This window comes from Bradyrhizobium aeschynomenes (assembly GCF_013178945.1).
Classification (GTDB): domain Bacteria; phylum Pseudomonadota; class Alphaproteobacteria; order Rhizobiales; family Xanthobacteraceae; genus Bradyrhizobium; species Bradyrhizobium aeschynomenes.
Window position 1 is genome coordinate 34,176 of sequence record NZ_JABFDM010000002.1, and the last position, 25,289, is coordinate 59,464.

25 protein-coding genes are annotated in these 25,289 nt (G+C 65.8%); 16 read left to right on the plus strand and 9 right to left on the minus strand.

The window, feature by feature from the left end; translation table 11 throughout:
- Positions 1-206: 206 nt before the first annotated feature.
- The 7 genes from HL666_RS04835 to HL666_RS04865 all read right to left on the minus strand — a co-directional run bounded on the left by HL666_RS04835 (position 207) and on the right by HL666_RS04865 (position 6,067).
- Positions 207-1,706: a tripartite tricarboxylate transporter permease gene (locus HL666_RS04835; protein ID WP_172108210.1), complete on the minus strand. Its 1,500-nt coding sequence runs from the start codon at positions 1,704-1,706 to the stop codon at positions 207-209.
- Positions 1,706-2,194, minus strand: a complete 489-nt coding sequence (locus tag HL666_RS04840) for a tripartite tricarboxylate transporter TctB family protein (protein ID WP_172108208.1) — start codon at positions 2,192-2,194, stop codon at positions 1,706-1,708. Before HL666_RS04840 ends, HL666_RS04835 begins: the two co-directional genes overlap by 1 nt.
- Positions 2,191-3,159, minus strand: coding sequence for a Bug family tripartite tricarboxylate transporter substrate binding protein (locus tag HL666_RS04845; RefSeq protein WP_246741470.1), 969 nt, complete (start codon positions 3,157-3,159; stop codon positions 2,191-2,193). The genes HL666_RS04840 and HL666_RS04845 overlap by 4 nt, the downstream gene beginning before the upstream one ends.
- Positions 3,160-3,361: 202 nt before the next feature.
- On the minus strand, positions 3,362-3,724 hold the full coding sequence (locus HL666_RS04850; protein ID WP_172108206.1) for a hypothetical protein: 363 nt from the start codon (positions 3,722-3,724) through the stop codon (positions 3,362-3,364).
- Positions 3,725-3,806: 82 nt separating this feature from the next.
- Positions 3,807-4,085 carry a DUF3551 domain-containing protein gene (locus HL666_RS04855; RefSeq protein WP_172130741.1) on the minus strand — a complete coding sequence of 93 codons (279 nt, stop codon included), beginning with the start codon at positions 4,083-4,085 and terminating at the stop codon, positions 3,807-3,809.
- 102 nt (positions 4,086-4,187) lie between these two features.
- On the minus strand, positions 4,188-4,883 hold the full coding sequence (locus tag HL666_RS04860) for an RlmE family RNA methyltransferase (RefSeq protein WP_172108202.1): 696 nt from the start codon (positions 4,881-4,883) through the stop codon (positions 4,188-4,190).
- 110 nt (positions 4,884-4,993) lie between these two features.
- Positions 4,994-6,067, minus strand: coding sequence for a Ppx/GppA phosphatase family protein (locus HL666_RS04865; protein ID WP_210261757.1), 1,074 nt, complete (start codon positions 6,065-6,067; stop codon positions 4,994-4,996).
- A gap of 200 nt (positions 6,068-6,267) precedes the next feature.
- On the opposite strand from HL666_RS04865, the gene HL666_RS04870 reads away from it, so the two are divergent.
- The 14 genes from HL666_RS04870 to HL666_RS04935 all read left to right on the plus strand — a co-directional run bounded on the left by HL666_RS04870 (position 6,268) and on the right by HL666_RS04935 (position 19,180).
- Positions 6,268-8,643: a xanthine dehydrogenase family protein molybdopterin-binding subunit gene (locus HL666_RS04870; protein ID WP_172180232.1), complete on the plus strand. Its 2,376-nt coding sequence runs from the start codon at positions 6,268-6,270 to the stop codon at positions 8,641-8,643.
- A gap of 536 nt (positions 8,644-9,179) precedes the next feature.
- A complete protein-coding gene (locus HL666_RS04875) occupies positions 9,180-9,464 on the plus strand; it encodes a RebB family R body protein (RefSeq protein ID WP_172108198.1) in 285 nt (94 codons plus the stop codon).
- A gap of 73 nt (positions 9,465-9,537) precedes the next feature.
- The gene (locus tag HL666_RS04880) at positions 9,538-9,807 is read left to right on the plus strand and encodes a RebB family R body protein (RefSeq protein ID WP_172108196.1); all 270 of its coding nucleotides are present in this window, start codon (positions 9,538-9,540) and stop codon (positions 9,805-9,807) included.
- Positions 9,808-9,877: 70 nt separating this feature from the next.
- Entirely contained in the window at positions 9,878-10,147 is a 270-nt protein-coding gene (locus HL666_RS04885; protein ID WP_172108194.1) for a RebB family R body protein, read from the plus strand.
- Between the two features lie 73 nt (positions 10,148-10,220).
- Positions 10,221-10,493 carry a RebB family R body protein gene (locus HL666_RS04890; protein WP_172108192.1) on the plus strand — a complete coding sequence of 91 codons (273 nt, stop codon included), beginning with the start codon at positions 10,221-10,223 and terminating at the stop codon, positions 10,491-10,493.
- 67 nt (positions 10,494-10,560) lie between these two features.
- Complete coding sequence (locus HL666_RS34110; RefSeq protein WP_210261758.1) at positions 10,561-10,782, plus strand: RebB family R body protein; 222 nt, start codon at positions 10,561-10,563, stop codon at positions 10,780-10,782.
- Position 10,783: 1 nt separating this feature from the next.
- Positions 10,784-11,416, plus strand: coding sequence for a RebB family R body protein (locus HL666_RS04900; RefSeq protein ID WP_172180234.1), 633 nt, complete (start codon positions 10,784-10,786; stop codon positions 11,414-11,416).
- 101 nt (positions 11,417-11,517) lie between these two features.
- A complete protein-coding gene (locus tag HL666_RS04905; protein WP_172108188.1) occupies positions 11,518-11,862 on the plus strand; it encodes a hypothetical protein in 345 nt (114 codons plus the stop codon).
- A gap of 4 nt (positions 11,863-11,866) precedes the next feature.
- Positions 11,867-12,922, plus strand: a complete 1,056-nt coding sequence (locus HL666_RS04910) for a hypothetical protein (protein ID WP_172180236.1) — start codon at positions 11,867-11,869, stop codon at positions 12,920-12,922.
- Between the two features lie 20 nt (positions 12,923-12,942).
- On the plus strand, positions 12,943-13,635 hold the full coding sequence (locus HL666_RS04915) for a hypothetical protein (RefSeq protein WP_172108184.1): 693 nt from the start codon (positions 12,943-12,945) through the stop codon (positions 13,633-13,635).
- 31 nt (positions 13,636-13,666) lie between these two features.
- A complete protein-coding gene (locus HL666_RS04920; RefSeq protein ID WP_172180238.1) occupies positions 13,667-16,084 on the plus strand; it encodes a hypothetical protein in 2,418 nt (805 codons plus the stop codon).
- Positions 16,085-16,182: 98 nt separating this feature from the next.
- On the plus strand, positions 16,183-17,496 hold the full coding sequence (locus tag HL666_RS04925) for a flavin monoamine oxidase family protein (protein ID WP_172130747.1): 1,314 nt from the start codon (positions 16,183-16,185) through the stop codon (positions 17,494-17,496).
- A gap of 53 nt (positions 17,497-17,549) precedes the next feature.
- Entirely contained in the window at positions 17,550-18,434 is an 885-nt protein-coding gene (locus HL666_RS04930) for a hypothetical protein (protein WP_172180242.1), read from the plus strand.
- A 104-nt stretch (positions 18,435-18,538) separates the two neighbouring features.
- Positions 18,539-19,180 (plus strand): hypothetical protein, encoded by a 642-nt coding sequence (locus tag HL666_RS04935; protein WP_172108176.1) that lies wholly within the window; start codon positions 18,539-18,541, stop codon positions 19,178-19,180.
- 934 nt (positions 19,181-20,114) lie between these two features.
- On the opposite strand, the gene HL666_RS04940 is transcribed toward HL666_RS04935, so the two are convergent.
- Together HL666_RS04940 and HL666_RS04945 are read right to left on the minus strand one after the other, a co-directional pair.
- A complete protein-coding gene (locus HL666_RS04940; protein WP_210261759.1) occupies positions 20,115-21,707 on the minus strand; it encodes a helix-turn-helix domain-containing protein in 1,593 nt (530 codons plus the stop codon).
- 341 nt (positions 21,708-22,048) lie between these two features.
- A complete protein-coding gene (locus HL666_RS04945; RefSeq protein WP_172130749.1) occupies positions 22,049-22,843 on the minus strand; it encodes a hypothetical protein in 795 nt (264 codons plus the stop codon).
- A 123-nt stretch (positions 22,844-22,966) separates the two neighbouring features.
- On the opposite strand from HL666_RS04945, the gene HL666_RS04950 reads away from it, so the two are divergent.
- Both HL666_RS04950 and HL666_RS04955 read left to right on the plus strand, forming a co-directional pair.
- Positions 22,967-23,461, plus strand: coding sequence for a YaiI/YqxD family protein (locus tag HL666_RS04950; protein WP_172108170.1), 495 nt, complete (start codon positions 22,967-22,969; stop codon positions 23,459-23,461).
- A 4-nt stretch (positions 23,462-23,465) separates the two neighbouring features.
- The gene (locus HL666_RS04955; RefSeq protein ID WP_172130752.1) at positions 23,466-25,277 is read left to right on the plus strand and encodes an ABC-F family ATP-binding cassette domain-containing protein; all 1,812 of its coding nucleotides are present in this window, start codon (positions 23,466-23,468) and stop codon (positions 25,275-25,277) included.
- Positions 25,278-25,289: the final 12 nt, after the last annotated feature.

A 25,289-nucleotide genomic window follows, 5' to 3' on the forward strand; every position in this document is an offset into this window, starting at 1 on the left:
CAGGTTTCCGACTATCCGAGCAAATTATTCCGAATGTAGTATCTAAATGCTCGTAGATTTCTTCGGCTACTCGCCTAAAAGTTTAACCTCGAACCGTGTTCTCGGCAAGGCCATCCTCATCTCGAATATGAGCTCGCGACAAGGATCACGACAACGCGTGGCGCTTCACAGACCCGCCGCCGGCAGCTCGGCTCGCTGCTGAGCCCTCAATCCTCATTCGCCTTGAAGCGCCCGAGTCCTTTCAGGACGAACGGCGCAAGCAGCGCAATCAGCGCGACGACCAGCAGCGTCGCCGAGATCGGCGATTGCAGCAACGTCATCGGGTCGCCGAGGCTGATCGCCAGCGCGCGCCGCAGCTGGCTCTCGGCGATCGGCCCGAGGATGAGGCCGACGACGACGGGCGCGATCGGGAAATCGAAACGGCGCATCAGGAAGCCGAGCACGCCGAAGCCGGCCAGCATCGACAGTTCGACCACGGACGGCTTCGCGGCGATCGTGCCCATGGTCGCGAACACGAGAATGCCGGCGTAGAGCCACGGCGTCGGGATCTTCAACAACCGCACCCACAAGCCGATCAGCGGCAGGTTCAAGACCAGCAGCATCGTGTTGGCGATGAACAGGCTCGCGATCAGGCCCCAGACGAGATCCGGGCGCTCGGCAAACAGCAGCGGGCCCGGATTGAGGCCGTATTGCTGGAAGCCGGCGAGCATCATCGCGGCGGTCGCCGAGGTTGGCAGGCCCAAGGTCAGCAGCGGCACGAGCGTGCCGGCGGCCGATGCGTTGTTGGCCGCTTCGGGGCCGGCAACGCCTTCGATCGCACCCTTGCCGAACTCATCCGGATATTTCGTCAGCCGCCGCTCGGTCGAATAGGACAGGAAGGTCGGAATCTCGGCGCCGCCCGCAGGCAAGGCGCCGATCGGAAAGCCGAACATGGTGCCGCGCAGCCACGGCTTCCACGACCGCTTCCAGTCCTCGCGCGTCATCCACAGCGAGCCCTTGATGGCCTCGATCTTCTCCTCGGTGTGATGCCGGCGCGAAGCGACGTAGAGCGCCTCGCCGACCGCGAACAGGCCGACTGCGAGCGTCGTGACCTCGACGCCGTCGAGTAGCTCCGGAACGCCGAAGGCGAGCCGTGCCTGTCCGGTGAGCTTATCGATGCCAACAAGGCCGAGCGTCAGACCGATGAACAAGCTGGTGAGGCCGCGGATCGGCGAGTCGCCGAAGGTCGCGGAAACCGTGATGAAGGCGACGCACATCAGTGCGAAATAATCCTCAGGGCCAAAGCGCACGGCGATGTCGACCAGATAGGGCGACAGGAATGCAAGGCCGATGGTGGCGATGGTGCCCGCCACGAACGAGCCGATCGCCGAGGTCGCCAGCGCCGGGCCGCCGCGGCCGGCCTTGGCCATCTTGTTGCCTTCGAGCGCGGTGGCCATCGAAGCGCTCTCGCCGGGCGTGTTGATCAGGATCGCGGTGGTCGAGCCGCCATACATGCCGCCGTAATAGATGCCCGCGAACATGATCAGCGAGCCGCCGGGATCGAGCTTGTAGGTGACCGGCAGCAGCAGCGCGACCGTGAGCGCCGGCCCGATGCCCGGCAGCACGCCCACCGCCGTGCCGAGGAAGACGCCGATCAGCGCATAGAGCAGGTTCATGGGCTGGGCGGCGATCGCCATCCCATGCGCGAGCGCGGCGAAGGTATCCATCACAACAATCTTTCGAGCGGACCGGCGGGAAGGCTCAGGGTGAGGAGACGGTCGAAGGCGACGTAGATGAGCGTCGTCAGCACGGCGCCGATGACGAGATCCATGACGAAGGCGCGGCGGCCGAACGCGGCCGATGTCGTGACGAACAGCGCCGTCGTCGCCAGGATGAAGCCGCCGCCGAAGCCGATGATGCCGATGAGCAGCGCGAGGCCGACGAGGATCAGCAGCACCGCGAACGGATCGGAGCTCTCGCGCGGCGGCAGATTGCCCCTGAGGGCATCGATCAGATTGGCCAGCGCCAAAATGCCGAGCCCGATCGCGATCACCACCGGCATCACCTGCGGCCCCATGCCGTACATCGTGGTCGCAGGGATCTGATTGGCATCATAGACCAGCACCAGCGCGACCGCCGCAAGCAGCGCTGCGATCACGATTCCGGCCTTGTCGACGCCGCGCGCCGGAGCTTCCGTGCCGACGCCGTCGGTCATGATTTGACGAGACCGACCGACTTCAGCACGTCGGTGACGCGGACGTTCTCCTTCTTGAGAAACTCGGCGAATGCGTCGCCCGGAAGGTAGGCATCATCCCAGCCCTTCTGCTTCAGGATTTCCTTCCACGCATCCGACTTGACCATCTTCTCGACGGCCTCGCTGAGCGTCTTCTTCTGCTCCGGCGTGATGCCGGGCGCGGCCACGACCGAGCGCCAGTTGGCGAGCACGAGGTCGATGCCCTGCTCCTTGAAGGTCGGGATGTCGACACCGGGAATGCGCTTCTCGGAGGACACACCGATCGCGCGCAGCTTGCCGCTCTTGATCTGCCCGTCATACTCGGAGAGCCCGGAAATGCCGGCGGTGACCTTGCCGCCGAGGATGGCCGCCAGCGACTCGCCGCCGCCCGAGAACGGGATGTAGTTGACCTTCTTGGCATCGGCCCCGACGGCGCCCGCGAACAGCGCGGCCATCACGTGATCGACGCCGCCCGCAGAGCCGCCCGCGAACGTGACCTTGGCGATGTCGGCTTTCAGGGCCGTCGCGAGATCCTGCGCCGTCTTGATCGGCGAATTGGCCGGCACGACGATGACCTGGATCTCCTCGGTCAGCCGCGCGATCGGCGTCACCTGCTCCAGGGTCACCGGCGACTTGTTCATGGCGAGCGCGCCGACCATGACGAAGCCGTTCACCATCAACTGGTTGCCGTCGCCCTTGGCGCCGTTGACGAATTGCGCGATGCCGACCGTGCCGCCCGCCCCCGCCACATTGGTGACCTGGACGCTGCGCGCCACGCCGGATGCGACGAAGGCCTGCTGCATCGCGCGCGCCGTCTGGTCCCAGCCGCCACCGGGCGCGGCGGGCGCCATCACCTTGAGCTCGAGCTGCTGGGCAATCGCCGGAGCACCGGCCAGCGACGTCAACACGATGGCTGCGCCAAACAGGCGCTTACGGAACGAATTCAAGGCAATCCTCCACGGTGGGCCGAACGAGCGGCTCGCGCTTCTTCTCTTGGCTCTCAGGTTCTTGGCTCAGAGGTGCGACATTTCAGCGGGAAACCCGGCCCCTGTCCAGACAGGAATGGTTGTCGCGCGCATCCGGACCATCGAGCCAGCCTGCGCGCCCGCAGCGGTTGCGAATGCGGCAGCGAATTCTGGTTCGCGGAGACTATCCGCAGGTCCACACCATCCCGATCGGGGTCCGTGTCCAGCACGGACCGAAGCTGCCGCCGTTGTATTGGCCGCGGTAGAAGCCGGGACGGCCGAAATAGTGCCACTCGCCGTTGTAGAGCATGTATTTCGGCGTGCCGTCGATATACCAGTGGCGACGGCTGCCGCGTGGCGGCCCGTTACGCATCGCCTCCTTGTCGGCATAGAGCGGCAGGCTGTTGTTCGGCGGCTGCTTGTAGCCCGGCAGGAAGCCGTAACCCTGCCAGCGGTGCGCCTTGCGCTTGTGCGACGGCGCGGCCATCGCAACCGCGGGCAGCAGCAGCAGGAGCATCACGAGCGAAACGATAAAACGATGCGGCATTGCGGCAGCCCGATTGCGATGATGTCCCGGATCCTGAGCTTGATCGCGCGGCACGGCAACGGCCGTTCCGTCATGAAATGTTTCAGCGATGCCGCCGATGCGCGCGGCGCGGCGGCGGCTGCGGCGGCGCGTAGAACGGATTGAGGTCACACATCGCCGCCCGGCCCGAGGCGGTCGCGCGGCATTGCGGCAGCGACGTATAGCTGCAGTCGATCCACTCGCCACCGCCAAACCGGCCGCCTTCATAGACCTTCATGCACACAGGATAGCGCGGATCGTAGGCCTGGGCGTGAGCAGCGCCCGATAAGACGGACCCGACCGCCAAACCCAGCGCGAGGGCGCTCCAGTTGAGGACACGCATGCAGGACCTCCGGACTCGACGTCTCGCCGGCCCAGGCCGATTCCCGAGACGGTGATTGCCCCTGCTCTGTATCGCCAGGGCGCCAAGGCCGCAATGACGCCATTACAACAGGTCGGTCTGCTCTCCGCCGCGAAAGCCCGTCGCCAGCACGTAGCGCTCGGAGGAATCCTGCCGGCTGGCAGCCGGCTTGACGTGACGGACGCTGGCGTAATCGCGCTTGAGCTGCGCCAGCAGCTCGGCGTCGGCGCCGCTCTGGAACGTCTTGGCGAGAAACGCGCCGCCGGGCTTCAACACCTCGCCGGCAAAATGCGCGGCGAGCTCGACGAGGCCGACGATGCGCAGCTGGTCGGTCTTGCGATGGCCGGTGGTGTTGGCCGCCATGTCGGACATCACGACATCGGCGCGCCCGCCCAGCATCGCGCGGAGCTTCTCGGGCGCATCCTGGGCGTGGAAGTCGAGCTGGGCGAAGGTCACGCCGGGAATCTCACCCATCTCCAGCAAGTCGATCGCGATCACCTTGCCCTTTCCCGCCTCGGCCCCGACCCGCCGCGCCGCGATCTGGCTCCAGCCGCCTGGTGCGGCGCCCAGATCGACCACGGTCATGCCGGGTTTCAGCAGGTGATGCTTGTCGTCGATCTCGAGCAGCTTGTAGGCGGCGCGCGAGCGATAGCCGTCGCGCTTGGCCTGGGCCACATAGGGATCGTTGAGCTGCCGCTCCAGCCAGAGTTTCGAGGACAGCTTGCGCTTGCCCCCGGTCTTGACCTGCACATGCATGCGGCCGGTGGTGTCTTTTGCCATGTTTTTCTCGATGTCGTGACCAGATGCCGACGACGAAGGATCGGTCGATGATCAGGGTCCGGCAGCAACTATTTGGTTCACCCTCCCCCCTCCAGGGGAGGGGCAAGGCGCTACGCGGTCCTCAGCGCGCCGTCCTCGCGCATCATCTCGACCAGCATGCCTTCGCGTAGGCCCCGGTCGGCGACACGCAGCCGTGGCAGCGGGAAAGCGTCGCGGATGGCATCGAGAATGGCGCAGCCGGCCAGCACCAGGTCGGCACGGTCGATGCTGATGCAATTGTTCTCGGCGCGCTCCTGGTAGCTCATGGCCAGGAGCTTACCGATGGTCGTCGTGATGTCGGCATCGTTGATCCAGATGCCGTCGACTCGGCGACGATCATAGCGCGCGAGGTTGAGATGGATGCCCGCGAGCGTCGTCACCGTGCCGGAGGTGCCGAGCAGATGCATGCCGGCGAGATCGCCGCCATTCTCGGCCGCGAACGGACCGACATGCTCGGCCACCGCATCGACCATGGCGGCGTAGATCGCCGGCGTCACGTCACGACCGCCGAAGCGCTCGGCTAAGGTCACGACCCCGAGCGGGATCGACATCCAGGCCTTGATGCGCGGCTCGGCGTTGCGATCTGACGGATCACGCTCGATCCTGACCAGCTCGCTGGAACCGCCGCCGATGTCGAACAGGATCGCCCCGCGACCACCGGGATCGAGCAGCGGCGCGCAGCCCTTCACGGCCAGCGCCGCCTCCGTCTCGCGGTCGATCACCTCGAGCTCGATGCCGGTTTCCGCCGCCACCCGGCTGCGGAACCCTTCGGCATTGGCCGCCGCCCGACAGGCCTCGGTCGCGATCAGGCGCAGGCGTCGCGCCTTTTTCGACTGAATCTTGTCCCGGCAGATGGACAGCGCGGCGATGGCCCGATCCATCGCCGCATCGCTGATGCAGCCGGTGGTCGAGATGCCCTCGCCCAGCCGGACAATGCGCGAGAACGAGTCGACCACGCGAAAACTGTCGCCCGAAGGACAGGCGATCAGGAGCCGGCAATTGTTGGTTCCGAGGTCCAGGGCCGCATACACGCTGCTGCCATTGCTGGCGCAGGCTGTCGTCGCGACGTCCAGACCCGGACGCAAGCCGGGCTCCAGGTTCCCGCGCGGCGTGGGACTCTCCCGCAGCCGCGTGTCATTGATCATTCAAATGTCTTTCCGCTGGCCGAACCGGCCCAGATGGAAGTTCTCTTTCCCGAGACATTATCAGTGGATAGCGCCGGCGCAACAGCCCCTCCGTCAGGCGTGATGCACCATTCCTAATCAACCGTTGTCCGGCCGCGGGCGCTGCACTATCTGGGAACAGCCCGCATTTGCGACCAATCCAGCCCGTTGGGTCCTCATCCATGCAAGATCACACCTCCCCCGCCTCCCTCGAAAACGCAATTGCGCTGCAGAAATACGGCGTTGGGCAGCCGGTTCGGCGCAAGGAGGATGACACGCTGGTGCGCGGGCACGGCAAATATACCGACGATTTCAACCTGCCCGGCCAGGCGCATGCCTGGATCGTGCGTTCCAGCCACGCTCACGGCATCATCAAGGGCATCGACACCACGGCAGCCAAGGCCATGCCGGGCGTGCTCGGCGTCTGGACCGGCGCCGACCTGGCGGCGGCCGCTTACGGCCCGTTCACCTGCGGCCTGCCGCTGAAGAGCCGGGACGGTTCGCCTCTGCTGCAAACCAACCGCGCCGCACTGACCACCGACAAGGTGCGTTTCGTCGGCGATCCCGTCGCCTTCGTGGTGGCGGAGACCGCGGCGCAGGCCCGCGACGCGGCCGAAGCGGTCGAGGTCGATATCGAGCCCCTGCCCGCTGTCACCAATGCCGAAGAGGCGACCAAGCCGGGCGCGCCGCAGCTCTATGATCACATCCCGAACAACGTGGCGCTCGACTACCACTATGGCGACACCGCCAAGATCGACGAGGCGTTCGCCAAGGCGGCGCACGTGACCAAGCTCGACATTGTCAACACCCGCGTCGCCGTGGTGTCGATGGAGCCGCGCGTGGCGCTGGCCGCGTTCGACGGCAAAAGCGAGCGATTCACCTTGCAGGTGCCGACGCAGGGCGTGTCGGGCAACAAGGCGACGCTGGCCAAGATCCTCAACGTTGCGCCGGAGAAGGTTCGCATCCTCACCACCAACGTCGGCGGCTCGTTCGGGATGAAGAACGTCTCCTATCCCGAATATATCTGTATCCTGCATGCGGCCAGGGAGCTGGGGAAGCCGGTGAAGTGGCGGGACGAGCGCACCACCGCTTTCCTGTCGGACAGCCAGGGCCGCGACCAGATCATCCATGGCGAGCTGGCGCTCGACGCCGACGGCAAGTTCCTTGCTGTTCGTCTGTCCGGCTACGGCAATCTCGGCGCCTACATCATGGGCGTGGCGCCGCTGCCGCTGTCGCTCAACACCGGCAAGAACCTCGCCAGCGTCTACAAGACGCCGCTGCTCGGCGTCGACATCAAGACCGTGCTGACCAACGTCACCCTGATGGGCGCCTATCGCGGCGCCGGCCGACCCGAAGCCAACTATTTCATGGAGCGGCTGATCGATACCGCGGCGCGCGAGATGGGCATTGACCGTCTCACCATCCGCAAGCGCAACTTCATCAAGCCGAGCCAGATGCCGTTCCCGGCGGCGTCGGGCGTGACCTATGACTCCGGCGACTTCGCCGCGGTGTTCGAAAAGGCGCTGCAGGTCTCCGATTATGCTGGCTTCGCCAAGCGCAAGCGCGAGAGCCGTAAGGCCGGCAAGCTGCGCGGCATCGCCGTCGGCTCCTATCTCGAGGTGACCGCGCCGCCGAGCGGCGAGCTCGGCAAGATCACTTTCGATGCCGATGGCGGCGTGACGCTCACGACCGGCACGCTTGATTACGGCCAGGGCCATGCGACGCCGTTCGCGCAGGTGCTGTCGGCCCAGCTCGGCGTTCCCTTCGAGAAGATCAGGCTGGAGCAGAGCGATTCTGATCTCGTGCGGTTCGGCAACGGCACGGGCGGGTCGCGCTCGATCACGGCGACCGGCCAGGCCATCGTCGAATCTTCGCAGCTCGTCATCGCCAAGGGCAAGCAGGCGGCGGCGCATCTGCTGGAGGCGTCGGAAGCCGACATCGAATTCGTGGGCGGCCAGTTCACCATTGCGGGGACCGATCGCAGCATCGACATCATGGAGCTGGCGCGGCGCATGCGCGAGGGGAAAATGCCCGAGGGCGTGCCGGCCTCGCTCGACGTCGACCACAATTCGACGGCGACGGAATCGACGTTCCCGAACGGCTGCCATGTCTGCGAGGTCGAGATCGAGCCGGACACCGGCGTGGCGCAAATCGTCGGCTACACCGCGATCAACGACTTCGGCACCGTGATCAACCCGATGATCGTCGCCGGGCAATTGCATGGCGGCGTGGCGCAGGGCATCGGCCAGGCGCTGATGGAGCATCTTCGTTATGACGAGAGCGGCCAGCCGATCACGGGATCACTGATGGACTATGCGCTGCCGCGCGCTTCCGACGTGCCGATGATGACGGTCGACAACCATCCGGTGCCGGCCAAGAGCAATCCGCTGGGCACCAAGGGCTGCGGCGAAGCCGGCTGCGCCGGATCCATGGCAAGCGTGATCAATGCAGTGATCGACGCGCTATCGGATTACGGCGTCAAGCATCTGGACATGCCGCTGACGACCGAGAAGCTGTGGCGCGCGATCCAGGACGGCAAGACGAAGACGGCAGCGTAGTCGCCGCCGCATTGCAGGGAAGCGGGCGGGGCCGTTGCACGAAGCCCCCGCCGCATTGATCCCTGACCTCTCCTCCGTCATGGCCGCATTGCCGGCGCAGCGGCGCAGCGAAACAATCCAGAATGTTGCCAGGGCCGCAGTCTGGATTGCTTCGTTGCGCTCGCAATGACGGGGCATCCGGAAGGCCGCTTCGCGAACACGACGGCCGCCTCATTCGGGACCTGCTCTCGCTGACACCGATTATGGGCTTGGGCGGCTGATCCCGGATTCCGAGGGGGCCATGCCACCGAAATCCCCGTCGTGCGCGTGCGGGCAGATCGCTGAATTGCGGCAGAATCGACGAAACGACCCGGCCTTTTTCTCCCGGATTTGTCCCTGAGTTCCATCCCTTTCGACTATCGCGCGAGTTCCGCTCTCCCTAGGGTTGTTGCAACGCCGGTTGGCATCCTCGGGACACGCCCGGACGCCGGTGCCACGCCGAACGACGCGCGACGCGTCACGAGGTGGATCTCGGTTCAAACAGGGAGAAGGACGAGATGGCTTTCCCGACGTCGGTCAATGACCAGATCACCGATTCCGTCACCCAGGCCAACACCAAGGTCCTCGGTGATGCGCCCGCGATCGCGATGGGCAACCTCTATCAGGCCACGGCGCAGGCGCTGGCCAACGCCGCGCACAACGCGACCAATGCGCAGCAGCAGAGCTACGTGACGACCCAGGCCGCGACCACCATGGGCGTCGCCACGCTCTACTCGCTCGACACCGCGACCACCGGCGTCGCAACCGCCGACATCCTCAACACCGGCGTCAAGGGCCTCTGACCAGCTGACGCGCGCTCCGCACCAGTTTGCTTCCCGACCACCTCGATCGCCTTCCACCTGAAAGGACCAAGCCATGGCATTCCCGACCTCAGTCAACAATCAGATCACCGATTCCGTCACCCAGGCCAACACCAAGGTGCTCGGCGACGCGCCGGCGATCGCGATGGGCAACCTGTTCCAGGCGACCGCGCAGGCGCTGGCGAACGCCGCCCACAACGCCACCAACTCGCAGCAGCAGAGCTACGTGACCGCGCAGGCGGCAACGACCATGGGCGTCGCCACGCTCTACTCGCTCGACACCGCCGCCACCGGCGTCGCCACCAAGGACATCCTGTCGTCCTGACGCAGCACGAGCGCGGGACCGGTCACGCCCGATCTTGGCACGCGCCTAACGATCCCAGGGAGCTGGTGAGATGGCATTTCCCACGGCAGTCAACAGTCAGATCACGGACTCCGTGACCCAGAGCAACGTCCAGGTGCTCGGTACGGCACCCGCGATCGCGATGGGCAACCTGTACCAGGCGACGGCGCAGGCGCTGGCGAATGCGGCGCATAACGCCACCCTGGCGCAGCAGCAGATGTACGTCACTGCCCAGGCAGCGACGACGGCAGGCGTCGCGCTGCTGTATTCGCTCGATACGGCGTCGACCGGACTGGCGACGTCGACCATCCTGAAGAGCTAGGCATCGTCCCGCGTGACGCCTGGCCGATCGAGAGACGACCCTACGGCAACAGCACTCGCAAAGGAGAGACATCATGGCATTCCCGACCGCCGTCAACAGTCAGATCACCGACTCCATCAGCCAGGTGAACACCAAGGTGCTCGGTGATGCGCCGGCCGTCGCGATGGGCAATCTGTTCATCGCCACCAGCCAGGCGCTGTCCAACGCGGCCCACAACGCGACCAACAACCAGCAGCAGTCCTACGTGACGATGCAGGCCTCGACCACGCAGGGCATCTCCACGCTGCTGACGCTCGATACCGGTACGACCGGCATCGCCACCGAGAAGGTGCTCGGCCTGGTGTAGCAGGCCGTCCATCGACGGTGCCGCCGGCTAGCCGCAGGCGTGCGCGCTGCCAACGGAGCGGTCCGCCGTGCCAGCTGCATCCGCATCGCTGACGGCCGTGGTCGACGGCAACATCGTCAATGTCGGGCTCGCGCCATCGGTCGCCATGGGCATGACCTACGTGGCGATGGCCGACAGCCTCGGGCTCGCGATGGCGAACGCCGCGGCCAATCAGCAACGTGGCCAGGTCCTGGCCGGCGCGGCGCTCGCGCAGGTCCTGGCGATGATCATCGCGCAAGGGAGCTCGTGACATGAACGATCCGGGGACGGTCAACAGCCAGATCATCGACTCGACGACCGGCGTGGTCACGCTGCTCACCGGTCAGTCTCCCTCGCAGGCCTTCGGGCTGCTCGACGCCGTCATGGTCGAGACGCTCGGCATGGCGATGCACAATGCCATCGGTCGCCAGCAGGGCGCGAGCGTGATCGGCTCGGCAGCGGTGACCGCGGCCTGCGCCAAGATGCTGTCGGTGCCGTTTCCGGTCGTACCGCCGCCCGTGCCGAAACCTCCGCCGCCCTCGGTCGATCCGCTGCCCGGACCGCCGCCCAACCCATCGCCTAGCGCGGCGGTCGCCGCAGCCTTCGCCGAAGCGGAAAGCGCGGTGACGGCCCTGAAGATGCAGGCCAGCGCGGCCTCGAACCTCGCGCAGACCGCGACCGCGGATCTCAACCAGATCGTCGCCGATGCCGGCGGCACGGCGCCGGCAACGCCGCCGACGCCGAGCAGCTCGATCGCCACCGCCTATGCCGACGCCGAGACCGCGATCGATACGCTGAAGGCGCAGGCCGCGACCGCGAACAGCCTGGCGCAGACCGCGCAGGACGATCTCAACAAGCTGATCACCGAGGCTGGCGGCACGCCGCCTGCTCCGCCCAAAACCTGATCGCCTCCGGCCAGTCCCCGGGCCGGACAACCTGACGAGACCATCATGATCCGGGATGCCGCTCCCCTGCTGCGGCTGCCGGTTCGGTTGAGGAAACGCAGATGCCGAGCAATGTCGACGCCCAGATCATCGACGTGATCAACCAGGTCCAGAAGGCGACCATGGCGCCGCAGGTCGTGCTCACCAGCGGCGCCGGCAAGGCCTATCAGTCGGTGGCGCAATCGGCAGCGATCGCGATCCAGGATGCGGCCGACGCCCTGCGCAACGTCTCGACCATCGCCACCACTGCCTCCGGCGTCGCCATGGCGCAGCTGCTGGCGACCGGCGAGCCGAAATATGCCGAAGCGCTGGTGACGGCACAGGGCATGATGAAATCGGCGACGGAGGACTTCGCGCAGATCGGCGCCGCCGCCTCCACCATCCTCAAGAACTTCCCGTCGGGGTGATGTCATGACGGTGACGGTCGCAAACAGGCTGATCCAAGGCCGCGGCGGCCTCTCCGAGATCGGGGCGGTGGTCCTGGCGTTCATCGACGGCGGAGTGCAATGGCTGGACTGGGCGGTGCGCGCGCCGACCGCGAGCTACAGCTTCCCGGACGAAACCAGCATGATGGCCGAGATCCAGGACGGGCTGCACGGCTCGCCGCTGGCGCTGCTGCCGGGCCTGTGCCTGCAGGTCAGCCCGGTCAAGCTACTGACCTTCAATCTCGGCGACCTGCGCACGCTCGCCAAGGCGGAGACCGGCGCACAGGATGCCGCGACGGCGAGCCAGACCGAGAGCATCCTCAATGCCCACGGCATTCGTGGACAATCGGATCTCGCCGCGGTCCCGGCCCTGCTCGCGCAGCTCGGCGTCGCGACATCGCCCGTGTTCCAGTGCCTCGGCCTCAACGAGACCATCGCGCTGTGGGAGCTCATCGCGCTGCCGCAGCCGCAGGACGGCAACCCCGACATCCGCAACGACGCGGCGGCCTTCGCCGTGCAGCAGGCCCGCACAGCCGACGAATTTTGCGACTACTACCGCATCTACATGGCGCTGACGGCCAAGCTCAAGAGCGCCGCCAGCTCTGCCGATCAGCGCCTCTCACAGGCCAATGCCGCGGTGCAGACGCTGCTGCCGCTGATGTTCGGTGCGCTCGACTGCCCGCAGGTCAAGGGGCTGGTGCCGCCGCACGAGGTCGCGGCCGCCGTCAACAATTGGCTGCGCCAGGGCCGGCGGCTCGGCTTCGCCCGGCTGTCGGAGGGCGTCTGCCGCATCATCGAGAGCACGACCTTCACGCAGGAGACCGGCGCGGCCGCCCAGCAGGTCGTCACGCTGTATCTCGCCAACGCCCAGTCGTTTCTGTCCGCGAACCATCCCAAGACCGGCCGGATCAGCCAGGACGGCCGCTCCTGCATCCTGCCGACACAGTCGGGCAATCTCTACGCCGAGCTTTACCTGGGCGCCGACGGCGACATCACCTTGCGCCAATTCCGGCGGATCGCACCGCCCGCCGAAAAGAGCTGACATCCGAGAGGCAGGCCATCATGAGCGAGCAGCAGCAGATCCCGACCTCGCCGTCCGAGAACGAGCCCGACATCCTGCTCGACAATCCCTATGCCGGACCGATGCTGCCCGAAGCCTTCGTCGAGCAGATCGAGGAGCAGTCGGCGGCAGACCTCGCCCGCCATGCCGAGCTCGAAGCGGAGCTGATCGAGAGCGGCGCCGACGAGGTTGTCGCGGTCGAGCAGCAGCTGGAGACGGCGGAGGACGAGACCGTGAGCGAGATCGACGAGCCTGCCGCGCCTCCGCTCTCGTCCCATTCCATTCATCAGATCGAGCACCGCCTCGCCGAGGCCGCGCGGGCGATCGCCGCGGCTCAGCATGCCTTCAACGAAGCGGTCGGCCGGACGGCTGCCGCGATGGAGCGCAAGATGGCAGCGACGCAGGCGGCCATGCTGTCACGCCGGCCGCAGGTCGAGCCGCTGCCGCCTCCCATGGAATACGCCTCGCCCACGGTCGAGACCGCCGAACAGGCCGTCGCAGCCTCGATCATCGCCACGCGCCAGGCCACGGGCTTCACCGACCGGCAGCTGTCGGCCATGGCCGCCGCGGGCCGCGCCATCATCGCCGAGGCCCAGGAGGCCGCCGAGCAGAGCGTCATCGCCGCCGAACGCTCCATCGGCGCCGCGATGGCCGCGAGCCAGCCGCCGATACAGCGCACCGCAGCAGCATCCTGAGCTGGCGCGCCACGGACGGAGAACACGACGCATGCCCGGCACGCTCTGCGACAAGGATGACGCTGCCCTCGACGCCCTCGGGCTGCTGGCGAGAACGGTCACAGGGATCATCGAGCGATCGCAGCCACCGGAGCTGGTCGCAATCGACTATGTGTACGACCATCACGATCTGACGATCCGCTGGGTGCGCAAGGGGCCCGAATTGCCGCTTTACTGGCCTCCCTATCAGGAGGCCATCGCCGCGCTCAGCGCCCGCGAGAGCTCGGCCAAACAACGCCAGCTGCGCTCGGGCCTGCTGATGGAGCGATATTTCCAGATCATGCCGGGGCCGCTCCCGCGCGGCGGGGATGCGCAGAACACCCGCGACAATCTCACTGCGCAGTCGAAGCACCTGAACGCGATCGTCGACGCCTACAAAAAGGGTGGCGATCTCATCGAGATCGGAGCCCGCGCACAAAAGATCGCTTCCGAATTCGCGACGATCTGCCAATACCTCATCGACCTCGATCCGAGCATGCAGACCATCACATGTCTGCAGACCTGCCTTCAGACGTGCGAGGCGGTGCCGGTCGCATGCGCGAAGATCAAATCAGGCGCCATAGTTGACGAAGCGCGCGCCGCCGCCAGCACCTGCCTGAGAAATCTCATTGCCGTAAGGGACGCACTGCGCAGCATCATCCACGGCTTCTGCATCGTGACCAACAACGAGGCCATACCACACTTCTTCCTTCTGCGCCTTCTCGTTCCCTATAGCCTCATCGTGAAAAAGAGCGAAGACGGCATCTACCGCAGCATTGCAAGCTCCCAACTGACGAAGCTCCTGCACAATGAGCAGGAGTGGCTGTTCAAGCTGCTGCAGCGGATGATCGCTGCCTTGTCACGAGAGCTGGACGGCAAGGTCGTCTTCTTCCTCAAAGGCGGCCGCGGCCTCGCCTATCTGCTGGGTACACCCGAACGCGGCGAAAACGACTGGGACACGCAGATCCTCATCGATCCTCATCTGCCTCCGGACGAGTGGTGGAGACTCTATGAGTGGACTCGCGCCATCGTCGACAACATGCTGCTGCGCGACAACTTCGTGTTCTCCGCCAATCTGATGGCAAATGCCCAGTCCCTGGCGGAGGCTACAAAGACCTACGCAACAACCAAGGCCGTCTCGGCCGAGACCGTCGACAAGGTGATCGACAACGTCTTCGTGCTCGCCTGGCAGGACATGATCGACGAGAATGCCCTGGGTCTGGATCCCTTGCTCTCGCTGGAAAGCGTCTGGCGCGACATCGCCGACAAGCCATCGGGCAGTTGCAAGGCCGAATTGATCGATGTTGGCATTCCGCGCTACTATACGATTGAACTCCTGCAACAATGGCGGCATGTCCGTGGAGGCATCAACTCGGTCAACGGCGTTCCGTATCCCGGCGCCGGCTACTTCATCGATGACCTGATCGACGTCATCCGGGAGTCCGACGCCGGCATATCGCCCTCGTCGAACAAGCGTGAGACGCGGCTGGCGCGGCTGCTCGAGGTCCTGGGCACGGACGATGCGCAGCTCTACGTGGCATGGGAACAAGGGTTCGTAACGACCGCCGGGCTCGTCTTGTGCCAGCAGCAGGTCTCCCGTGTCGGTCTCCCGCGCATTCGGGATCTCGCGTGGATTTTGCTCGGCCAGTTCTGCGTCGCCTACGAGCTCGCACTCGATCCCGGGCTTGCCGAGGCCTTCGATGTCGTGAACAGCGCGACGCTCAAGGATCTGATCGATGGCATGTCCAGCGAGAACGAGATCAAGCAGGCAGGACTGGTTTTCAAGTGGTGTGACGCCGTCTCCGCCATGATGGTCACGCATCTCGCGGAGCGCGGGAGATTCGTCCTGAGCCAGAACGCGGCCATCTTCGGGCTCACGGCTCAGGTTGCCGTCGCACCGAAAGTGCTGGCCGTGGCGGAAGGAAGCTATGCCGCCAATCTCCACCGTCTCTTCGCGTCACCGACGATCGAGGGCAACGTCATTCCCGCCGAATTTGCCGCCATCGACCTGCACTACGAAACATGTGTGAGCGAAAGCGAGATCTCCGACTCGCAGCTGGATGGCTTTGCCCAGACGGTCGAACAGGCTGCCAGCCGAATCCCGGCCTTCGGAATCGTCGGCAAGATCGACGTCCTCAAGACCGTCAATGTGTTTGCCAAGACATCCCTGCCACTCGGCACGACCAGCTATTGCCCGCTGCTTATACGCTTCTCGCTGCGTCCGCGCCTCAGCAGCAATATCGTGCTCAACCGTGTTGGACCGCTCGCCGTCTCGGGTCTGCTCGAGCTGATACCCTGGTGCCGCGGGCGCGCAGCCGATGTCGGTGAATGGGCAACGCGCTGGAAGCTCGCAGAGACGCTCGGCACGTTGATCGCGATGGAGGCCGCGGTCCTCGCGCGACCGCCGCGGCAGCTCAGGGCGAAGCTATGAATGCGGCGACCGGGACCACGGGCCGGCATCGCGCATGAACTCAACAGGCCGGGGAGCGACATCGCTTCCCTCGATCGTTCCACCAAGGACTGACGAACATGGTCAAGGTCGTCATCATCGGCGGCGGCTGCGCAGGGCTCGGGGCAGCTCAATTGTTGCTGAAGAACAAGCAACACGTCACTCTGGTCGACGCCTACGAGCGCTTCGGCGGCCGGGCCTGGACCCGGCCGGATCAGGGGTTTCCCTTCGATCTGGGACCGCAGTTCATTCAGGACCCCGAGGTCAATCCGTGGACCGGGATCGCGAAGTCGCTGGACTTCGAGCTGCTTCCCCGCGACGACAAGGCCGCCGGGACGTACTACCGCGTCCAGCTCGACGGCGTCTGGCAGGACAGGCTTGGTACCCCTGGGATCAACGAGGTGCAAACGCTGCTGGATGAGGGCTACGCGTCGGCCGAGCAGTCCGACAACGTCCCCCCGATCGCCCAATCCCCCGGCGCGAGCGCTGATGCCGTCCTCGCGCTCGGCTCGAGCCAATATGGATCGATCGCGGAATCCGCCGAGCCCTGGCAATATATCGCGGCCGACCGGGAGCGACAGGCTGAAGGCAGCGGCAAGGTTCAGTTCGTCAAGGACGGCATCGGCACCCTGGTCAACGCGTACGGACACAGCCTGCAAAAGAGCTTTCCCGACACGCTGACGCTCCACCCCGCGACCGTCGTCTCGGCCGTCCGGCTGCGTAGCGCCGAAAATCTTGTCCGGATCTGCGCCGGCGAGCAGGTGGTCGGCGACTATGACTACTGCATCGTCACTGTGCCCTGCAGCGCAATCGCCGGCATTGCGTTCGAGCCGCCATTGACCTTCGAGCGGACCTCGGCCCTGACCTATGTGCTGCTCGGATCCTACAAGAAGGTCGCGTTCTGTCCGAAGCAGATGCCGGACGCGATCGCGCCGAGCTGCGACTACTATGTCTACGACGGCGCACTGGGAGGCTGCTGGCAATATTTCCGCCTGCCGACGGCGCCGCAGGCGTTGATCTGCGTGGCCTCCGGCAACTTCGCTCACATGCTCGACAGGATGGACGACGAGACGGTCGTTGCCGCGCTGTTCAAGGTCCTGAATGCAGCCTACGCGCCCGCGGAGATCGTCCCCCTCCAGAAACCCATGCTCACCAACTGGTCGATGCAGCCTCACATCCGCGGCGCCTACTCGTTCACCCGCTACGACGGCGGCAATGCCAACGATCCGACGGCGCTGAATGCGCGGCTGGAGCTTGGCAAGCCGCACGGCGGGGGACGAATCCTTTTCGCCGGCGAAGCGACCTGGGTGGACGCCTACGGCACGATTCACGGCGCCTTCTACTCGGGCGAACGAGCCGCAACGACGATTTTGCAGCAGGCTGGCTGGGCCTGACGCGCCAGCCGATGGACCATTGATCGACTGAAACGAAATTCCGGGAGACTTCCATGCCGAACCTTCCCATGGCCGTCATACGACGGTTGTTCAGCTACGAGCGGTCGCGGAACGGGCAGCAGGTCCCGAACACCATCAACGGACCCCTCTATCAGTATGCGTGCTGGAACTGGGTGCTCAGCGGCGGAACGCTGACCGCCGACGACTTCAAGAGCAACAGCAGCATCATCGCAAACGTGCTGAACACGGACGCGATGGGCTATCCGCTGGGCATCAAGCAGGATGCCGCTCAGCAATATCCGCAGGAGGGAAACGCCGTCGATCTCCAGCGCATGGCGGCCCTGTTGCGGGATGCAACCATGGAAGGACCTGAGCTCGAACAGGATTGCGCGCCCCAGACGGAGTTTCTCGAATGTCTCGTCCGCATCATGCTTCGCGTCAACGGGCTCGAACCAATTCCGTTCGATGCCGACAGCCGCTACAACGTGATCGTCCGCAGCAAGAACTGGTGGAACACCGATCATTGGGCTCTCAGGCTGTATCTCGGGCCGGCGGCCAAGCAGCAGATTCAGACGGTGCCGGATTGGCCGCTGATGTTCTCATGCTCGAAGGTGTGGGATGAAGACCTCGCCTTCGTCGCCGTGACGATTGCCGGACTGCATCAGAACCAGGTCGATCAACTGGCGACCGTCCCGTACTCGACGTGCCGCGGCTGGGTGATGCGGACGAAGAAGGAGGGAGGAAGCTTTCCCTTCGTCTGTCAGGCCCCGATCCGTTCCGGCTCGGGGCAGTGCGGCCGATGCGGCTTCGTCGCCTGTGAGGCGCATCTCGGAAGCTACGACGAGGCCGGCGTCTTTCACTGGGGCACGCAGGATGACGGCCACTACAAATGCCAACGCTGCGGTGAGGGCATCGTCCATGTGCTGGCGCTGGAATGACTCCGGCCGCGATCACCGATGTCGCGCCCAGCTGCAACGCAGGCGATGGCGTGCCGAGTCCCGCTTGAGACCGCAAGGCAGCTTTGCGCCTCGAGGACCAGATCATGAATGAGAAAGAATTTTGTGAAGGCCTGCTGGCCTGGGCCAACGACCGCGGCATCGCCGGCCTGCAGCTGGTGACGGCGCTCGATGATGGAGGCTACGAGGCTTGGCTACAGGCCGATCTCGCAGGATATCTCAAGGCCAAATACAAGGGACAGGTGGCCCGCGAGCAGAGCGTCTACCGTCAGGAGAGTTGGCGCGTCGATCTCCTGCTCAACCCCGAATTGTTGACGAAGTATCAAATTCTCGTCGAGATCAAGGCTCAGACGGCAAAGCAGAGTGCGCCGACCTTCATGTCGGAGGTCGAGAAGGATCTCAAAAAGCTGGACGAGGGCCGCCGCAACATCTACGTGAACAGCGGCGCCTTCATGCTCGCGGTCACCATCGAGAAGTCCGCAGATGACGGCATGGCCGGCTGGAAGCCGGACGACGTCAACTACATCTTCAACCGCGTGCTGTCGGTCGGCGGCATCGCCTTCTACCTCGCATTTTCGGACAGCGAGGGGGAATGGCGAGCCGCCAAGGAGATCGACAAATCCGCGATCGACAAATCCGCGATCGGCAAGACCACGATGGAGAGCATGCCCAAGGTCGGCACACCGCGGGTCAATCAGCAGCTCTTCGGCCCGGGTGACAGTTTCTGAGAACGTCCGCAGCTGGACGCGCAGACATCCTCTTCTCCCAGGCCGCCCTTCGAGGCCGCTGTCAGGCTCCGGACCGGTCGATGACGACCACCCGCCGGCGCCGCGCGGCCCTTCGGAGACGAACCAGGCGGCAGCGCCGCGGCTCGCTTGGCGGATCATCGTCGAACAAGCTCGATCCCGCCAATGAGCGCAAGGCGGATCTCGACGGCGACGCATCCGCGACCAGCCGCGTCGGATGCGATAGGCCCGAACCTGCGACGGACGACTTTGATCGCGATAGCGCTCCCTGATGGGCCGGGGCCCGTGGCACTGAGACAGGGCTGCGGACCGAACCGGGCGCTGGCACAGCCGCGAACACGTCCGAGAACAGGTCTTCGCCTGGGCTTCGACCTGCCACCGGCCGGGACCGACGCGACATCTCGGAAGTGCGCTCAGCGAAGATGTCGCCTCCATCCGGGCTTCGGCCGGCCGACGCTTCAGAAAGCACCTTCACAGGACGCGGTGCGGCCGGCGGTCGTGTTTGACGGGTTGCACCCTGCGGAAGCGAGCCAAGGCCGCGAACGCGACCGGGCTCCGACACATCCGATCCCAGATCCGAGAAGAGATCGCCATGTCGGCTTCGATCCGGGACGGACCGGGCCCGACGCGGCATCCCGGACCGGGTCTCATCGAACACGCCGGCAGGTTGCGGCTCAAATGCATCGAACACTGATGATCGATCGGACGATGTGGATCGTCGCGCGCCCCTGGCTTGCGATCTTGTCGAAGCTTCTGCTTCGCTGCCGTCGAACACGCTCTGGCTGGACGACATCTGCGACCTCCGGAATCTCGCGCGAGGGTTGCTTCACCGGCCATTATCCCCCTGAGCATGACGGCTGACAAGAACTCTGTGATGGCCACAATGACGATGGCCACGCGAGGCGGATGACATTTCTCACTCCGCCGCCATGCGCCGGTACTCGCGCGGGGTGCGGCCGACCTGACGACGGAAGTATTTCTCGAAATGGCTGAGATCGGCGAAGCCGACCTGCAGCGCCACGTCGGTGATCGGCTGCCGCGCATTGGTAGCCAAGAGCTCCTTGGCTTTCTCGACCCGGATGCGCGACAGCATCGCCTTGCATGATGTCTGCAGGCTATGGCGAAACAGGAAGCTCAGATGCGACTGGCTGACGTGGGCCTGTCTTGCCAGCGTGTCGAGCCGGATCGGCTCGGCGTAATGGTCGACCAGATAGATCAGGGCCTTGCGGAGGTTGGGATGCAGGCGCGACAGCGCCTTCAGGTCCTTGTTGAGCACGTGATGGACCCAGTCCTCGGGTCCACCGCCATCCGACGCCGGCGCTGGCGCCAACATCGGCTCGTGAACGGCCTCGGTGGGTGGCGGCGCCGTAACCGTCGGCGCCACCGGCGCGGCGGCCCGCTCCGCCTGTGCGTGGAGCGCCGGAAAATAGCGTCTGATGTCGTCGGCGCGGATCCTGGCCCGTCCGGTCATCACCGCCAGCCGGGCAATCACGCGCTCCACCTCGAACGCGTTCTCGGGCCAGGCATAGCTGCGGCACAGCTCGAGCATCTCCGCACTGATCTTGTCCTCTGCGCGGTGACCATGTCCTTCGAGGGCGGCGATCACCAGCGGCTCGATGTCGTCGTTGCGCTCGCGCAGCGGCGGCACACTGACCGGCAGGAAATCCAGCTCCGCCAGCAGTTGACGCGCGAAGGCACGCTCGGCCACCAGCCGGGGCAGATCGCTGCTTGCGGACGCGATCACGCGCACCCGCGTCGTGCTGGATACGTCGAGCCATTGTCCGAGTCGGGAATGCATGTATTGCGGCAGCTCGTTCTGCAGGCCTGGCGCCAGCATGTCGATGTCGCTGAAGAACAGCGTGCCGCCCTCGGCCTGCCGAAACCAGTCCTGCGGCGCCCCGCGCGGCTGGGCGCAATTGACCTGCACGAACGGCAGATCGCGGCGCGGTCCACAGCAATGGATGGCGGCCGCCAGATACGGCGTCTCGGTTCCGAATTCGCCCTGCAGCAGACAGGGCAGATCGCTGTGCGAAGCCTTCTCGACGAAGATTTCCAGGTTGCGCACGGCATCGCTGGCGCCGACCAGTAGCAGCGATCGGCCGAGGCGCTGCCGTGCCCATTCACAGACCTCGTAGCGCTTCACCACGAAGGCGAGCTGGCGCGCGCAATCCGCCAGCGCCTCCGAAAGGTCCGGCCCGCTCCGCCGTCGATCCCAGGCCAGGTTCAGGCGGCCGATCCCCACATCGGCATAGACCAGCGGCACCGTAACGGACGGCGTCGGTTCGAGCCGCCACTCCGGCGCTCGTCGCGGCTCGCGCTCGGAGGCCGCCGCAGCACCGCCGTCCCGCTCGCTGAGCCAGTCCTGCACCGTCTCGGTCCCGGATCTCGACAGCACGATGCGCCCGAGATCGGCGACCGCGATCTCAACCGTCGCTGCGCGCGACAACTCGGCCAGCCGCTGCGCATAGCTCACGAGGAAATCGGCGACCTCCAGATACGGCCGGCTCATCCTGGCCAATTCCCGCCAGGCGTGATCGCCAGCTTCGGGTCCCCCCTGGTCCTTCATGATCGTGCTGACGGCACCGGAAATGCGTGTCGACCCAACACGGCAAACTCGCCCCTGCTGCTGCAGACCCCGTCGATGCCGCTCTTGAGAAGAACACGCCTCGTCATGGCATGCCCGGATATGACGCAGCTGGCGGGCACACAGTGTTCATCGTATACGCTCACCGATCCTCGCCCCTTCACATGACGGGCAGAAGAAAGCATACACAATTTTAGATTGCGTATGAACGGCCTCACTATTAATGATCAAATCGTCTTGATAGCGGCGACGCCATGACGCAGCCGTCAAGCCTGCGCGCGCAGCTGGTAGATTGCGACGTGACGGCAATGGGCCAGCGGCCGATCGCCGTCCGCGACCACCAGCGCGTCGATCTCGACGAAGCGGTGGCCCTTCTTCTCGTAGTTGGCGACCACCCGTCCCCGCGCCGTGATCTCGTCGGTCTCGGCGATCACCGACAGCAATTGCATCCGGCTGCCGACGTGGATCCACGGGCCGAGCACGACGTTGTCGACCAGCAGCCGGTTCATCACCCGCTGCAGCATGCCGGGATGACCGAGCCGCTCGCTGGCATAGATCGGATCGCGCTCGCGGATCTCGTCGAGATACATCGTGGCCGCCTGCCCCGGCCAGGCCCGCGGTGCCGTGCCGAGCAGGCTACCGACCGCGAACGAGTCTGCGCCGATTGACGGCCGCACGGCTGCGGGTGGAACATCGCGATAGTCCGCCAGCGTCACATCCGGCGGGGCCACCGGCAGCGTTGCGGAACCGGTGGCGCAGAGCTGGCCCTGACTGATCACCTTTAGGCTGAGCCCCTCCCCCTCCTCGCTCGCCCTGACGTCGGCGATCTCGCCGTCATAGACCGGCTTGATGAAGCGCGACTCGATCAGGCCCCGTTCCAGGAACGCCCGCCCCCAGCGCGCGACCGGCTGGTGCAGCATATAGGCCAGCACCTCGACGCCGGGCACGAGGCCGCCGGCGAAGCCGAAGCGGCGGGCCACGCCGTCATCGTGCATCTTGTTCTCGGACTGCTTGGCCGTGTTGAACGCCTCGACCGCGTAAGGCGCGATTTCGCCGGACATCCTTGCCTCCCTTTGACCCTTTTCGGCGATGGTAGCGGCAGGAAAGCCCCTGGCAAGCTCAGCGTTTGGCTCGCAATTCCCGGCTCGATGGAGTACCAACCCGCCATCCCGAATGAAGGCCCGATGACGACCGAAACCGCCCCGATCACCATCTATGTCGACGCCGACGCCTGCCCGGTGAAGGACGAGATCTACCGCGTCGCGATCCGGCACGGCCTGCCGGTGATCGTCGTCGCCGGCGGCTTCATCCGCGTGCCCGACGATCCCCTGATCACGCGCATCGCGGCCGGCAGCGGCATGGATGCGGCGGACGACTGGATCGCCGAGCGCACCGGTCCCGACGACATCGTCATCACCGCGGACATTCCGCTGGCGAGCCGCTGCGTCAAGGCCGGCAGCGCCGTGATCGCGCCGAACGGCAAGCCGTTCACGGAGGCGTCGATCGGCATGACGCTCGCCGTGCGCAACCTGATGACCGATCTGCGCTCCTCCGGCGAGGTCACCGGCGGCCCGCGCTCGTTCACGCCGCGCGACCGCTCCACCTTCCTCTCCACCCTCGACACCACGATCCGCCGCGCGCAGCGCCAACGCGCCGCGCGGGTCCAGCAACAGAGCTAGCAACATGGCGCCGCCTCTCATCCAGTTGAAAGATATCCGCCTGACCTTCGGCGGCACGGCGCTGCTGCAAGGCGTCGAGCTGTCGGTCTCGCCCGGCGAGCGCGTCTGCCTGATCGGGCGTAACGGCTCCGGCAAGTCGACGCTGTTGAAGATCGCCGCAGGCCTCGTCGATTGCGACAGCGGCACGCGCTTCGTGCAGCCGGGCGCCACGGTGCGCTATCTGCCGCAGGAGCCGGATTTCTCCGGCCACGCCACCACGCTCTCCTACGTCGAGGCCGGGCTCGGTCCGGGCGACGATCACTACCAGGCGCGCTATCTCGTCGAGCAGCTCGGGCTCACCGGCGAGGAAGATCCCGCGCACGTCTCCGGCGGCGAGGCACGCCGCGCGGCGCTGGCCCGCGTGCTCGCGCCCAACCCCGATATCCTGCTCCTGGACGAGCCGACCAACCATCTCGACCTCACCACCATCGAGTGGCTGGAGAACGAGCTCGATGGCCGCCGCTGCGCGCTGGTGCTGATCAGCCACGACCGCCGCTTCCTCACCAACCTGTCTCGCGCGACGGCCTGGCTCGACCGCGGCCAGATCAAGCAGATCGACCGCGGCTTTGCGGCGTTCGAGGCGTGGCGCGACGAGGTGCTGGCCGAGGAAGAGCGCGAGCAGCACAAGCTCGACCGCAAGATCGTCAACGAGGAGCACTGGCTGCGCTACGGCGTCTCCGGCCGGCGCAAGCGCAACGTCAAGCGGCTCGCCAATCTGCATGCCCTGCGCCAGCAGCGCCGCGACTATCGCGGCACCGCGGGCGCCGCCAATCTCGCCGCCGCCGAGGCCGACAAGTCCGGCAAGCTGGTGATCGAGGCGAAGGGCGTATCGAAGAGTTATGGCGATCGCAAGATTGTCGATAATTTCTCCATCCGCATCCAGCGCGGCGACCGCATCGGCATCGTCGGCCCCAACGGCGCCGGCAAGACCACGCTGGTCAACCTGCTGACCGGCGGAAGCGAGCCCGACAGCGGCAGCATCCGGCTCGGCGTCAATCTGGAGACGGCGACCCTCGACCAGCACCGCGAGAGCCTCGACCCGCGCACCACGCTCGCGGAGGCGCTGACCGGCGGCCGCGGCGATCACGTCATGGTCGCCGGCAAGCCGAAGCACGTCGTCGGCTACATGGAGGATTTTCTGTTCTCGCGCGAGCAGATGCGCACGCCGCTGGAGGTGCTGTCCGGCGGCGAACGCGGCCGGCTGATGCTCGCGCGCGCTCTGGCCAAGCCCTCGAACCTGCTGGTGCTGGACGAACCGACCAACGACCTCGACCTGGAGACACTCGACGTGCTCGAGGACATGCTCGGCGACTACGAGGGTACAGTCATCCTGATCAGCCACGACCGCGACTTTCTCGACCGCGTCGTCACCTCGGTGATCGTGCCGGAGGGCAACGGAAAGTGGCAGGAATACGCCGGCGGCTATAGCGACATGCTGGCGCAGCGCGGCGCCGATCTAAAGCGCGAGCATGCCAAGGCGGCGGAAGAAAAGAAGGACGCCAAGCCAGCAGCCGCTCAGCCCGCGAGCGCGCCGAAGCGCAAGCTCTCCTTCAACGAGAAGCATGCGCTGGAGACGCTGCCAAAGACGATCGCGAAGCTGCAGGCAGAGATCGCCAAGCAGCAGGCCGTGCTAGCCGACCCCGCGCTCTATGCAAAGGACCGCAAAAGATTCGACGCCACCTCCCTCGCCATCGCCACCGCGCAGGCCGAGCTCACCGCCGCCGAAGACCGCTGGCTGGAGCTTGAAGTCCTACGCGAGGAGATCGAGGGCGGATGACGGTCCGGCACC

Coding starts and splice junctions, on each gene's coding strand:
- HL666_RS04835 (WP_172108210.1), bottom strand. CDS start 1,706: ATGGATACCTTCGCCGCGCTCGCGCATGGGATGGCGATCGCCGCCCAG.
- HL666_RS04840 (WP_172108208.1), bottom strand. CDS start 2,194: ATGACCGACGGCGTCGGCACGGAAGCTCCGGCGCGCGGCGTCGACAAG.
- HL666_RS04850 (WP_172108206.1), bottom strand. CDS start 3,724: ATGCCGCATCGTTTTATCGTTTCGCTCGTGATGCTCCTGCTGCTGCTG.
- HL666_RS04855 (WP_172130741.1), bottom strand. CDS start 4,085: ATGCGTGTCCTCAACTGGAGCGCCCTCGCGCTGGGTTTGGCGGTCGGG.
- HL666_RS04860 (WP_172108202.1), bottom strand. CDS start 4,883: ATGGCAAAAGACACCACCGGCCGCATGCATGTGCAGGTCAAGACCGGG.
- HL666_RS04865 (WP_210261757.1), bottom strand. CDS start 6,067: ATGATCAATGACACGCGGCTGCGGGAGAGTCCCACGCCGCGCGGGAAC.
- HL666_RS04870 (WP_172180232.1), top strand. CDS start 6,268: ATGCAAGATCACACCTCCCCCGCCTCCCTCGAAAACGCAATTGCGCTG.
- HL666_RS04875 (WP_172108198.1), top strand. CDS start 9,180: ATGGCTTTCCCGACGTCGGTCAATGACCAGATCACCGATTCCGTCACC.
- HL666_RS04880 (WP_172108196.1), top strand. CDS start 9,538: ATGGCATTCCCGACCTCAGTCAACAATCAGATCACCGATTCCGTCACC.
- HL666_RS04885 (WP_172108194.1), top strand. CDS start 9,878: ATGGCATTTCCCACGGCAGTCAACAGTCAGATCACGGACTCCGTGACC.
- HL666_RS04890 (WP_172108192.1), top strand. CDS start 10,221: ATGGCATTCCCGACCGCCGTCAACAGTCAGATCACCGACTCCATCAGC.
- HL666_RS04900 (WP_172180234.1), top strand. CDS start 10,784: ATGAACGATCCGGGGACGGTCAACAGCCAGATCATCGACTCGACGACC.
- HL666_RS04905 (WP_172108188.1), top strand. CDS start 11,518: ATGCCGAGCAATGTCGACGCCCAGATCATCGACGTGATCAACCAGGTC.
- HL666_RS04910 (WP_172180236.1), top strand. CDS start 11,867: ATGACGGTGACGGTCGCAAACAGGCTGATCCAAGGCCGCGGCGGCCTC.
- HL666_RS04915 (WP_172108184.1), top strand. CDS start 12,943: ATGAGCGAGCAGCAGCAGATCCCGACCTCGCCGTCCGAGAACGAGCCC.
- HL666_RS04920 (WP_172180238.1), top strand. CDS start 13,667: ATGCCCGGCACGCTCTGCGACAAGGATGACGCTGCCCTCGACGCCCTC.
- HL666_RS04925 (WP_172130747.1), top strand. CDS start 16,183: ATGGTCAAGGTCGTCATCATCGGCGGCGGCTGCGCAGGGCTCGGGGCA.
- HL666_RS04930 (WP_172180242.1), top strand. CDS start 17,550: ATGCCGAACCTTCCCATGGCCGTCATACGACGGTTGTTCAGCTACGAG.
- HL666_RS04935 (WP_172108176.1), top strand. CDS start 18,539: ATGAATGAGAAAGAATTTTGTGAAGGCCTGCTGGCCTGGGCCAACGAC.
- HL666_RS04940 (WP_210261759.1), bottom strand. CDS start 21,707: ATGAGCCGGCCGTATCTGGAGGTCGCCGATTTCCTCGTGAGCTATGCG.
- HL666_RS04945 (WP_172130749.1), bottom strand. CDS start 22,843: ATGTCCGGCGAAATCGCGCCTTACGCGGTCGAGGCGTTCAACACGGCC.
- HL666_RS04950 (WP_172108170.1), top strand. CDS start 22,967: ATGACGACCGAAACCGCCCCGATCACCATCTATGTCGACGCCGACGCC.
- HL666_RS04955 (WP_172130752.1), top strand. CDS start 23,466: ATGGCGCCGCCTCTCATCCAGTTGAAAGATATCCGCCTGACCTTCGGC.